The organism is Streptomyces sp. EDA2-14, from assembly GCF_054963755.1.
In genome coordinates this window covers 36411-47356 of sequence record NZ_JBUEGE010000032.1, presented here as the reverse complement: position 1 = coordinate 47356, position 10946 = coordinate 36411, and the positions used below count along the sequence as shown (strand labels likewise).

Genomic DNA, 10946 nt, shown 5'->3' with positions numbered 1-10946 from the left:
TCCAAGTAGGCGATACACACGAAGCCCGCCGGACCTCGCGGTCCGGCGGGCTTTTTGCTGCGTCCACTGACCCGCGCCTACTGGCCGGCGCCCCGCCAGACCTTCGCGTCGAGGGTCACGTTCTTGCCCTCCGTCTTGCCCTGGAGCGTCAGAAGACCGACGTCCCCCGAGCCGCTGACCAGGCAGAGCCGCTGCCCCACGGACAGGTTGTAGACCCAGAAGAAGTCCTGCGCCCCCTCCGCCTCGCGGCACGCGTCGGGGGTGGCCGGCTGGTCCGCGGGGAGCGGCGCGAGCGTGCTCCCCGACCCCGTGCCGGGCGACAGCTTGGCGCCGTTTTCGTACACGTCGTAGGTCAGATCCTCGCTCGGCTGCCCGTCGTCCGCCCTGGCCTGCACCGGCTCGTCCGAGAGGAACAGGTCCTGGCCGTCCGTCAGCACGATGCCGTTGTACGTCGACGGGGCCGGCGGCTCCGACGTCTCCGGCTCGCTCGTACCGGGGGACGGGGGAGCCGGAGACGCGCCGTCGTCCGGCGCCCCCGACGGCGCGGGCATCGCGGCGCCCCCGGACTTCCTCGGTGACGCGGGCGCGTTCGGCGAGGCGGACTTCGAGGGCGCGGCCGACTTCGACGCGGACCCCGTCGCCTCGGGCGCACCCGTAGCCACCTGGCCTCCCGCACTGTCGTCCCGCGTCCCGCCGCCCGGCACGAAGTACAGCGCGGCCGCCGCACCGCACGCGACCAGCGCGACCCCGGCGGCCGCCAACAGCCAGGCACGGGAACGCCTGCGCCGGGGACCGGTGCTCACGGCGGCGGTCTCGGCGCTCGCGGCCTTCGCGGGGTTCACGGTCGCGGGGGAGCCCGGCGAGGCGCTGTCGGGGGCCGTCGGCGGACGGCCCTCCTGCTGCGGCTGCACGTACTGACCGGGCGCGTCCTGCGCGAACGCGGCCGGCGGCCCGAACACCCCCGCGGGGGCGGAATGCACGGGATCTGCGGGATTTACGGGATTCGCGGGCGTCGCGGACTTCGCGTCGGAACCACCGGCACCGCTCGGCGGCGTCGCCGGGCCGGTCGGCGCCGCCCCGGCCACCCGCGCGCCCTCGACACGCGCCGCGATCCCGTCGGCGAGCTCGCCCGGCAGCCACGCGTCCGTCGCGGGCCCCGGACCACCGGGCTGCGCCTCACGTATCTTCTGGACCGACTCGATGACCTCCGTCACCGTCGGCCGGTCCTCGGCCTCCTTGCTGAGACAGCCGGAGACCAACTCCCGCAGGGTGTCCGGAACCTCGGACAGGTCCGGCTCCTCGTGCACCACGCGGTACAGCACCGCGTGCGGCTCGCCCTCCCCGTACGCGGTACTGCCCGTCGCGGCGAACACCGCGGTCTGGCCGAGCGCGAACACATCGGCGGAGCCGCTCGCGGAGCCACCGAGCACCTGCTCGGGCGCCATGTACGCGACCGTGCCCACGGCGCCCCCGCTGCGCGTCACGGACGTCGCGTCCGCCGCCCGCGCCACACCGAAGTCGATGACACGGGGCCCGTCGGAGGCCAGCAGTACGTTCGACGGTTTCAGGTCGCGGTGCACGATCCCCGCGTCGTGCACCGCCTGCAGCGCCTCCGCGATCCCGGCCGTCATCCGCAGCACCGTGTCCACCGGCAGCGGCCCGTGCTCGCGCACCGCCTCCGCGAGCGAGGGCCCCGGCACGTAGGCGGTCGCGCACCACGGCACCGAACTCTCCGTGTCGCTGTCGACGACCGGCGCCGTGTAGAGCCCGTGCACCTTGCTCGCCGCGGCGACCTCCGTGCGGAACCTGCGTCTGAACTCGGGATCCTCGGCCAGCTCGGGTCTGATCACCTTGACCGCGACGGCCCGGCCGCCCGGCGTGTGCGAAAGATAGACCCGTCCCATGCCGCCGGAGCCGAGCCGCGCGACCAGGCGGTAGCCGCCCGCGGTCCGCGGATCACGGTCGTCCAGCGGATCGAATTCACCGCTGCCGGGCTCCCTGTTCGCCCACACGTCCCGCTGCACCCCCATGTCCGTCGAGAGCTCCATTGCATCACGTGACGCACGGCACCCCCTCGGCGGTGCCGGGGCAACGCAAAAGACCCCAGAAGAATCTGGGGTCTTTCTCTGTGTCCGAGGGGGGACTTGAACCCCCACGCCCGATAAAGGGCACTAGCACCTCAAGCTAGCGCGTCTGCCATTCCGCCACCCGGACAAGGTGTCTGCCGCCTGTGTGCGGGGCGTTTCCCGCGGCGACACAGAGAACATTACCAGGGATTCCGAGTGCCTCGATCAGCCCCCCCCGGCCCGGCGCCCCGGCTGTGAACGGCGCATGACGAGAGGCGACCGGCCTTTGGGCACGAGGGCCGGGGGAGAGAGGATGAGGGGTATCCACGGCAAGAGAGGAAGCAGCGTGAGCGAGCCGAGCACGGGCAGGGCGGTCTCCGGGCAGGACGAGGTCGTCGACCTCTGCCGCGAACTGATCCAGATCGACACCAGCAACTACGGCGACCACTCCGGCCCGGGCGAGCGCAAGGCCGCCGAGTGGACGGCGGAGAAGCTCGCCGAGGTCGGCCTCGAACCGAAGATCTTCGAGTCCCACCCCGGGCGCGCCTCCACGGTCGCCCGGATCGAGGGCGAGGACCCGTCGCGGCCCGCCCTCCTCATCCACGGCCACACCGACGTCGTCCCGGCGAACGCGGCGGACTGGACCCACCACCCGTTCTCCGGCGAGATCGCCGACGGCTGTGTCTGGGGCCGCGGCGCCGTCGACATGAAGGACATGGACGCGATGACCCTCGCGGTCGTCCGCGACCGGCTGCGCACCGGCCGCAAGCCCCCGCGCGACATCGTCCTCGCCTTCCTCGCCGACGAGGAGGCCGGCGGCGTCTTCGGCGCCCGCCACCTGGTGCGCAACCACCCGGACCTCTTCGAGGGCGTCACCGAGGCGATCAGCGAGGTCGGCGGCTTCTCGTTCACCGTGAACGAGCAGCGCAGGCTCTACCTCGTGCAGACCGCCGAGAAGGGCATGCACTGGATGAAGCTGTCCGTGGCCGGCACCGCCGGGCACGGCTCCATGATCCACCGGGACAACGCGATCACCGAGCTGTCCGAGGCCGTCGCCCGCCTCGGCCGCCACCAGTTCCCCGTCCGTGTCACCAAGACGACGCGCGCCTTCCTCGACGAGCTGGGCGACGCCCTCGGCACCGAGCTCGACCCGGAGAACATGGAGGAGACGATCGCCAAGCTCGGCGGCATCGCCAAGCTGATCGGCGCCACGCTCTCCAACACCGCCAACCCCACCCAGCTGGGCGCCGGCTACAAGGTCAACGTGATCCCCGGCGAGGCCACCGCCAACGTCGACGGCCGCTTCCTGCCCGGCCACGAGGACGAGTTCCTCGCCGACCTCGACCGGATCCTCGGCCCGAAGGTCCGGCGCGAGGACGTGCACGCGGACAAGGCCGTCGAGACCACGTTCGACGGGGCGCTCGTCGATGCGATGAAGACCTCCATCGAGGCCGAGGACCCGATCGGCAAGGCCATCCCGTACATGCTCTCGGGCGGCACCGACGCCAAGTCCTTCGTGGAGCTCGGCATCCGCAACTTCGGCTTCGCGCCGCTGCAGCTGCCGCCCGAGCTGGACTTCGCCGGGATGTTCCACGGCGTCGACGAGCGGGTGCCGGTCGACGGCCTCAAGTTCGGCGTGCGGGTGCTCGACCGCTTCATCGACGCGTCCTGACGTCAACCCCGCGCAAGGCCGGAAATCGTTCGCACGTGCGTAATGAGCCGGAAAGAGTGAAAGGGGTCGTACGCTCGTAGCCTCATGAGTTCTTCCTCGTTACAGGGAGTGCAGTCCGCGGCTGGGACTGCATTGCCAACAAGGAGGAATAATGATCAAGAAGATCGTCGCCGCTGCGGCTGCCACTGGTGGTCTCGTTCTCGCGGGTGCGGGCATGGCCGTCGCCGACTCCGGTGCCCAGGGTGCTGCCACGCAGTCCCCCGGCGTCGTTTCGGGCAACGTCATCCAGGCCCCGATCCACGTGCCGGTGAACGTGTGCGGCAACACGGTCTCCGTGATCGGGCTGCTGAACCCTGCCTTCGGTAACACCTGCGCCAACGACTGACGTTGTTGTGCCTCACCCTTTGAGGGTTTGAGCCCACGGCCCCGGAGCGCGTCCCATGCGCTCCGGGGTCGACGGGTTGGACATGGTTCCAGGGCAAGACTTATTTAGGCAAGGCAGGGAAACCTATGCGACAGGTCATGCGGAAGGGCCTGATCACCGTGGCGGCGGCGTCCGGCGTCCTCGCCGTCACCGGTGGCTACGCGTCGGCCGACGCGGGTGCGAACGGCAGCTCCTCGGACTCGCCGGGCGTCTTGTCCGGCAACTCCGTCGAGGCTCCCGTGGACGTCCCGGTGAACGTCTGCGGCAACACGATCAACGTCGTCGGGCTGCTCAACCCGGCGTCGGGCAACGGCTGCTCGAGCTCTTCGGACGACAAGGCGGCCGACCAGCCCTCCGGCGGCGGCTCCCACGCGGGCGGGAGCAGCAGCGACTCCCCGGGCGTCGGCTCCGGCAACCACGTGTCGGTTCCGGTGAACGTGCCGATCAACGCGTGCGGAAACTCCATCGGCGCGGGCTCGGTGGGCAACGGCACGACCGGCAACGGCTGCTCGGGCGAGGACGAGAGCGGGGGCGGCAGCACGACCACGCCTCCCGCGGACACGAACACGCCGCCCACGCGCGGCGGGCACGGGCCGTCCGACCCGATTCAGGACCGGGGCACTCCGAACGCGCCGGGGACGCAGACCGTCGCCATGCCGAAGGGCAAGTCCCAGCTCGGACAGACCGGCAGCCCGCAGGCGACCGGGACGCTCGCGGAGACCGGCAGCTCGGTGCCGATCGGTGCCGTCATCCCGCTCGCCGGGGGCGCGCTGCTCGCGGGCGCGCTGCTCTACCGGCGGGCGAACGCCGCGGCGTGACATCGGGCGGTATCAGCGGCAGCAAACGGAGCGGGCCCCGTACGGACGGGGCCCGCTCCGTTTGCTCGCCTTGCTCTCAGGTCACCATGTGGCCCGCACCTGGCGGATGATCCGTCGACGCAGGCGCACGCGGCGACTGCCGTCGCGACGCAGGCTCAAGCGGTCCAACTCCCAGTGTCCGTACTCGGCATGGTCCGTCAGCAGACGCGTCGCTTCCTTGCGGGACACCCCGCGAGGTACGTACACGTCGACAAATTCGTATTCCGGCATCGCATCTATTGTGCGGGCAGCGGCCCGGTACGGATAGCGTCTGCACTATGTCTGATGCTGCGCAGCCCACCGCTGCCGAGGTACGCGCCGCCGCCGAGGCGGTCAAGGCTGCGCTCGACGCCCACTTGGCGGCCGTCGAGCGCCGGTCGGGAGAAGACGATCCGACCGTCTACGAAGCGTTCAACGAGCTCGCCGCGGCGGCCGAGGAGTACGACGAGCTCCTCTACGACCGCTACGACGAGGTCACCCCCTTCGAGATCCCCGGCGGCGAGGACTCGCTGCCGCCGTACGCGGGGCCGGAGGAGCCGAACGCGCTGAGCGTGCTGATCCGACGCGACTACGCCGTGGTCGAGCCGCAGCGACTGCTCTCCCAGGCCGGGCGGGTCGCCGACCTGGACGCGGACGCGGAGGCCGGGAACGGGGCGGGCAGCAGTGTGCATGCCGCGCTCGGGGTCCTCTTCGGCGAGTTCGAGCCCGATGAGATCGCCTCCCGGCACAAGGAGTTCGGCCTGGAGGAGGGGGACTCCACGCTCTGGGTCACGGCGTCGGACGACCCCGCGGAGCCCGGTGAGTGGCTGGAGGCCCCCTTCGAGCAGGTCGATCCGCAGCAGGTGGTGTGCCGCTTCGATGTGAGTTCGGTCTTCGACGACGACGAGTTCGACGACAGTGGCTCCGCCGAACTGGACGGGTCGCTGGAGGAAGTCGACCGCTGAGCCTCGCCGCGGATCGCCTGGCGGCTTTCACCAGGCGATCCCCGACGGCCACCCGTCCCCCGCCCACGGGGCTCCGCCCCGGACCCCGCGCCTCAATCGCCGGCGGGGCTGGAGAGGCCGGGGCTCGGTCCTGGGCCCCGCTGCTCAAGCGTCGGCGGGGCTGGGAAGGTCGGGGCTCTGCCCCGGACCCCGCTGCTCAATCGCCGGCTGGGCTGGAGAGGCCGGGGCTCGGTCCTGGGCCCCGCTGCTCAAGCGTCGGCGGGGCTGGGAAGGTCGGGGCTCTGCCCCGGACCCCGCGCCTCAATCGCCGGCGGGGCTGGGGAGATCGGGGCTCCGTCCTGGGCCCCGCTGCTCAAGCGTCGGCGGGGCTTGAAAGGTCGGGGCCTTGTCCCGGCCCCCGCTGGTCAATCGTCGCAGGGGACGGAATGGCCGGTGGCGGGTTAGGAAGCGGGGAGTTGGGAGCGGACCAGGCCGCGCAGGCGTGTGGTGCGGGGCTTGGCGGGGACCTCTGTCACCGCTCGGGGGAGGGCCGTGTCCACGCCGTGGACCACCGAGAGGTGTCGCTCACCGCGGCCGAAGGCCGTGTAGACCCAGGGGCGGCTGAGCGCCCGCGCCGCATCGCCCGGCAGCACCACCACCGCCGCCGGCCAACGGACGCCCACTGCCTGATGCCCGGTGACAGCCCACCCGTGGCGCACGGCACCCCGGTCCACCTGCTCCTTCGGCACATGGACGGGCGCGCCGTCACACTCGAGCCGCAGCCCCTCCGCGTCGGCCCCGACCACCACACCGGGCCGGATCCGCCCGCGCCCGGTCACGTACACCACCCGGTCCCCGGGGTCGAAGCCCCCGAACCGCCCCGGCCCCGGATTGAGCCGCTCCTTCAGCGCCACGTTCAACGCCCGCGTCCCCGCCGCGCCCCCGTGCCCCGGCGTGATCACCTGCGTCTGCTCGGCCGGCACTCCGATCGCCCGCGGCACCGAGTCCGCGACGAGCTGCACGGTGCGGTGGATCGCCTCGGCCGGGTCCCGCACCGGAACGATCACGACCTCCTTGCCGGGCGCCTCCACCTGGTTCAGCTCACCGATGCCGATACCGGAGACCAGCTCGCCGATCGGCCCGAAGTCCGGCGTGCGGGAGGCGATGCGCGGGCAGATCTCCGCCGCGGCGACGTCCGCGAAGACCCGGCCGGGCCCCGCCGACCACAGCGTCCCCGGATCCCCGCTGAGCACCAGGCACGTACCGTCGGCGAGCAGCTCCACGAGCATCGCGGCCTCGCCCACGTCCAGCTGCGGCGCGTCCAGGACGACCAGGAGGTCGAGGGCGAACGCCCCGTCCCGGTCCCGCCCCGGCCCCTCCGCCTGCGCGAGCAGCCCCGCGACGGTCGCGGTGGCCGTCTCGGGCGCGTCGGGCCCGAGGAGCTCGGCGGCCCGGCGCCGGCCGTCCGCATGGTGCGCGGCGACGCACACCCGCGCCCCCAGCCTGCCCACGGCGGCCGCCGCGGCGACGGGCTCGGCGCGGGCCGCCTCACCGCCGGTGTGCAGCACGAGGCGGTGCGCGGCGATCGCGCGGATCAGCTCGGCCGTCGTGCCGCTCGCGGCGTCGGCGGCCTCCGCAAGACCGGAGTCGGCGGCACCTCCGTCCTTCGGCGCCGCGTTGATCAGCCGGGCCAGTCCGTCGGCGAGGCTCTCCTCCGCGAGCGCGTACCGCTCCAGTCCGACCAGGACCCGGACCGGCCGCTCCACTTCCTCTTCCGACTCCTCGTCGTCCGCCTCGGCGGCGGGAGCGGGCGCGGGCGCGTCGTCCAGGGGGTCGTGGAAGATCAGCGCGTCGCCCTCCGCGACGGCGCTCTGCACCGCCTCCTCCGGATCGGGCACCCCCCGCTTGCCGAGCGTCTCCGCGAGCACCGACAGGTCGAGCGCCGTGTGCCCGGCGTCCGCGGCCTGCTCGAGGAGCCATACGGTGACGGCGCGGCCCCGCCGCTCGTCGTCGGGTCCGCACTCCTCGCCGAGCAGCGCCCGCGCGAAGCCGTCGGCCTGCTCGGGCCGCACCCCGCTCACCCGCAGCAACTGCCACGGGTCCGCGCGCAGTTCGTCGCCCGCGCCCTCGCCCAGGGTGGCGGCGGCCGCCCCGGCGAGCGCCTCGGGGGCGCCGCCCTCGGCGAGCACCTCGCGCACCGCGGCGACGGCCTCGGGGGCGGGCCCCGCCGGGGCGGCGGCCTGCGGCCCGCGTACGGGTTCGGCGGAGCCGGAGGTGGCGGCGGAGGCGGAGGCGGGCGGGGCGTCCTGCCGCGCCGCGGGCCGCTCGGGCTCCGGCTGCGCGAGCACGGGGGCGGCGACCGGCTTCTCGCCGCTCTCCACGGCGCGTACGGCGGCCAGCAGATCGGCGGCGGTCCCGCTCAGCTTCGTACCGGCGTCGATCGGCCCTTCCTTGGCCGCCTTGCGCTCCGCGATCCGCGCCCGGAACTCCTTCTGGGCCGCCAGTTCGGCCTCGGCCTCGGACAGCTCGGCGCCGCCCTCGGCGCCTTCCGCCCCGGCTTCCTCCCCGCCTTCGGCCTCGGCCTCGCCGTCGGTGTCCGCGGACACCGGCTCCGACTCCGACTCCGGCGACGGCGCCGCGTCCGACTCCTCGGCCCCGGGCGTGCCCGCGTCGGGCGCCCCGGCAGGGTGCTCCGTGTCCGGCCCGGTGTCGGGGCGGTCCCCTGACTCGTTCTCCGCGGCGGCGGACTCCGTACTCACAACGTGCTCCAGTCCTGATCGGGATAGCGGTGCACGGGCGCCGACACATCGTCGAGCGCCTGGCAGATCTCGTCAGGAAGACTAAGGGCCTCCACTGACAATGCGGCCGTGAGCTGCTGCGCCGTCCGCGCGCCGACGATCGGCGCGGCCACTCCCGGCCGGTCCCTGACCCAGGCCAGCGCCACCTGCAGCGGCGTCACCGCGAGCCCGTCCGCCGCCGTCGTGACCGCGTCCACGATGTGGGTCGCCGCGTCGTCGAGATACGGCGCGACGAACGGCGCCATGTGGTCCGAGCCGCCCCGCGAGTCGGCGGGCGTGCCCGTCCGGTACTTTCCGGTCAGCACGCCCCGCCCCAGCGGCGACGAAGGCAGCAGGCCGATCCCGAGGTCGAGGGCCGCGGGCAGCACCTCGCGCTCCACGCCCCGCTGCAGCAGCGAGTACTCCATCTGTGTACTGGCGAGCCGCGTGCGCAGTCCGGGCGCGGCGAGCTGCCACGTACCGGCCTTGGCGAGCTGCCAGCCGCAGAAGTTCGAGACGCCCGCGTACCGTGCCCGGCCGCTGCTGACAGCGATGTCGAGAGCCTGCAGCGTCTCTTCCAGCGGGGTCCCCGCGTCGTACGCGTGTACCTGCCACAGGTCGACGTACTCCGTGCCGAGCCGGGCCAGCGAGGCGTCCAGGGCCGCGAGCAGATGCCCGCGCGAGCCGTCGAACCGCCGGTCGGGATCGGGCACGCTGCCCGCCTTGGTCGAGATGACCAGATCGCGCCGCGGAACCAGGCCCTCCATGAGCTTGCCGAGCAGATACTCCGACTCCCCGTCCCCGTACACGTCCGCCGTGTCGACGAGGGTGCCGCCCGCTTCCCAGAAGGCCTTCAACAGGTCGGCGGCGTCGTGCTCGTCGGTGTCCCGGCCCCACAGGAGGGTGCCGAGCCCGATCCGGGACACACGCAGGCCGGTGCGGCCGAGATGCCTCTGCTCCATGGGCGCTGAGGTTACTGGCCGAAGGTCAAGAACGGGGCCCCTGTGGATATCTGTCGCCGGGGTCGCCGGGTTAGGGTGCCGGACGAGGCACCTTACCCATGGGTAATTCACCTGATCCGGCTAGGCGTTAAGCGTTAAGGGGATGTGGTCAATGAAGCTCGGCATCAACCTCGGCTACTGGGGCGCGGGCATGGACGCGGACAACCTGGCCGTCGCGCAGGAGGCCGACAGACTGGGCTACGCCGTGTGCTGGGCCGCCGAGGCGTACGGCTCCGACGCCGCGACCGTCCTCGCGTACGTCGCGGCGCAGACGGAGCGGATCGATGTCGGTTCGGCCATCTTCCAGATCCCGGCCCGCCAGCCCACGATGACGGCGATGACGGCCGCCACCCTCGACTCGCTGTCCGGGGGCCGCTTCCGGCTCGGCCTCGGCGTCTCGGGGCCGCAGGTCTCCGAGGGCTGGTACGGGGTCAAGTTCGACAAGCCGCTGGCGCGCACGCGCGAGTACGTCGAGATCATCCGCAAGGCGATGAGCCGCGAGCGGGTCAGCCACGACGGCACGCACTGGACGCTGCCGCTGCCCGACGGTCCCGGCAAGCCGCTCAAGCTGATCGTGCACCCGGAGCGCGAGCGGATCCCGCTCTACATCGCCGCGATCGGCCCGAAGAACCTGGAGCAGACCGGTGAGATCGCCGACGGTGCCCTGCTGATCTTCCCGGCGGCGGAGCACCTGGAGGAGACCGCGCTCCAGCACATCCGCGCGGGCCGCGAGAAGGCCGGCAAGACCATGGAGGGCTTCGACGTCTGCCCGACGGTTCCGCTGGCACTCGGCGAGGACAAGGATGTGAGCGCGCTCGCCGACATGTTCCGGCCGTACACCGCCCTCTACGTGGGCGGCATGGGCAGCCGCAAGCAGAACTTCTACAACCAGCTCGCACAGCGCATGGGCTACGAGAAGGAGGCCGCCGAGATCCAGGACAAGTACCTGGCCGGCGACAAGGAGGGCGCTGCCGCGGCGATCCCGCAGCAGCTCATCGACTCCACGACACTGCTCGGCTCGGTGGACCGGATCGCGGACCGGATGCGGGCCTACGCCGAGGCCGGTGTCACCACGCTGACCATCAACCCGGCGGGACTCACGCTCGACGACCGCCTGGCCTCGCTGCGCGCGGGCACCGAGGCGCTGGAGCGGGCCGGGGTGGCGTAACGCCTTCGCGGGGGAGTCTCTGCGGCCGTGGTGGGGGCTCGGGGGGTCTTCCCCGCCA

Annotated in this window: 9 protein-coding genes and 1 tRNA gene; 5 read left to right on the top strand and 5 right to left on the bottom strand. The window is 72.8% G+C overall.

The window, feature by feature from the left end:
- Positions 1 to 77 precede the first annotated feature (77 nt).
- Both ACY34M_RS40645 and ACY34M_RS40640 read right to left on the bottom strand, forming a co-directional pair.
- A complete protein-coding gene (locus ACY34M_RS40645; protein WP_462723726.1) occupies positions 78 to 2048 on the bottom strand; it encodes a serine/threonine protein kinase in 1971 nt (656 codons plus the stop codon).
- Between the two features lie 81 nt (positions 2049 to 2129).
- Positions 2130 to 2214: transfer RNA gene (locus tag ACY34M_RS40640), tRNA-Leu, on the bottom strand.
- A gap of 198 nt (positions 2215 to 2412) precedes the next feature.
- Here ACY34M_RS40640 and ACY34M_RS40635 point away from each other — a divergent pair.
- The 3 genes from ACY34M_RS40635 to ACY34M_RS40625 all read left to right on the top strand — a co-directional run bounded on the left by ACY34M_RS40635 (position 2413) and on the right by ACY34M_RS40625 (position 4980).
- The gene (locus ACY34M_RS40635) at positions 2413 to 3738 is read left to right on the top strand and encodes a M20/M25/M40 family metallo-hydrolase (RefSeq protein ID WP_462723725.1); all 1326 of its coding nucleotides are present in this window, start codon (positions 2413 to 2415) and stop codon (positions 3736 to 3738) included.
- A gap of 151 nt (positions 3739 to 3889) precedes the next feature.
- The gene (gene chpH, locus ACY34M_RS40630; RefSeq protein WP_462723724.1) at positions 3890 to 4123 is read left to right on the top strand and encodes a chaplin ChpH; all 234 of its coding nucleotides are present in this window, start codon (positions 3890 to 3892) and stop codon (positions 4121 to 4123) included.
- A 137-nt stretch (positions 4124 to 4260) separates the two neighbouring features.
- Positions 4261 to 4980: a chaplin gene (locus ACY34M_RS40625; protein WP_462723723.1), complete on the top strand. Its 720-nt coding sequence runs from the start codon at positions 4261 to 4263 to the stop codon at positions 4978 to 4980.
- Positions 4981 to 5061: 81 nt separating this feature from the next.
- Here the strand turns inward: ACY34M_RS40625 and ACY34M_RS40620 are convergent, their stop codons facing one another.
- Positions 5062 to 5250 carry a DUF5703 family protein gene (locus ACY34M_RS40620; protein ID WP_018535088.1) on the bottom strand — a complete coding sequence of 63 codons (189 nt, stop codon included), beginning with the start codon at positions 5248 to 5250 and terminating at the stop codon, positions 5062 to 5064.
- Between the two features lie 47 nt (positions 5251 to 5297).
- Here ACY34M_RS40620 and ACY34M_RS40615 point away from each other — a divergent pair, with 47 nt between their 5' ends.
- Positions 5298 to 5963: a hypothetical protein gene (locus ACY34M_RS40615; protein WP_462723722.1), complete on the top strand. Its 666-nt coding sequence runs from the start codon at positions 5298 to 5300 to the stop codon at positions 5961 to 5963.
- 440 nt (positions 5964 to 6403) lie between these two features.
- On the opposite strand, the gene ACY34M_RS40610 is transcribed toward ACY34M_RS40615, so the two are convergent.
- The gene (locus tag ACY34M_RS40610) at positions 6404 to 8701 is read right to left on the bottom strand and encodes a helix-hairpin-helix domain-containing protein (protein WP_462723721.1); all 2298 of its coding nucleotides are present in this window, start codon (positions 8699 to 8701) and stop codon (positions 6404 to 6406) included.
- Positions 8698 to 9681, bottom strand: coding sequence for an aldo/keto reductase (locus ACY34M_RS40605; protein ID WP_462723720.1), 984 nt, complete (start codon positions 9679 to 9681; stop codon positions 8698 to 8700). Before ACY34M_RS40605 ends, ACY34M_RS40610 begins: the two co-directional genes overlap by 4 nt.
- A 151-nt stretch (positions 9682 to 9832) precedes the next feature.
- Between ACY34M_RS40605 and ACY34M_RS40600 the strand changes: the two genes are divergently transcribed.
- The gene (locus tag ACY34M_RS40600) at positions 9833 to 10888 is read left to right on the top strand and encodes an LLM class F420-dependent oxidoreductase (RefSeq protein ID WP_462723719.1); all 1056 of its coding nucleotides are present in this window, start codon (positions 9833 to 9835) and stop codon (positions 10886 to 10888) included.
- Positions 10889 to 10946 lie beyond the last annotated feature (58 nt).

Bases quoted from the DNA above. Each gene is read 5' to 3' on its own strand.
- ACY34M_RS40645 (WP_462723726.1), bottom strand. From the start codon at position 2,048: ATGGAGCTCTCGACGGACATGGGGGTGCAGCGGGACGTGTGGGCGAAC.
- chpH (WP_462723724.1), top strand. From the start codon at position 3,890: ATGATCAAGAAGATCGTCGCCGCTGCGGCTGCCACTGGTGGTCTCGTT.
- ACY34M_RS40625 (WP_462723723.1), top strand. From the start codon at position 4,261: ATGCGGAAGGGCCTGATCACCGTGGCGGCGGCGTCCGGCGTCCTCGCC.
- ACY34M_RS40620 (WP_018535088.1), bottom strand. From the start codon at position 5,250: ATGCCGGAATACGAATTTGTCGACGTGTACGTACCTCGCGGGGTGTCC.
- ACY34M_RS40615 (WP_462723722.1), top strand. From the start codon at position 5,298: ATGTCTGATGCTGCGCAGCCCACCGCTGCCGAGGTACGCGCCGCCGCC.
- ACY34M_RS40605 (WP_462723720.1), bottom strand. From the start codon at position 9,681: ATGGAGCAGAGGCATCTCGGCCGCACCGGCCTGCGTGTGTCCCGGATC.
- ACY34M_RS40600 (WP_462723719.1), top strand. From the start codon at position 9,833: ATGAAGCTCGGCATCAACCTCGGCTACTGGGGCGCGGGCATGGACGCG.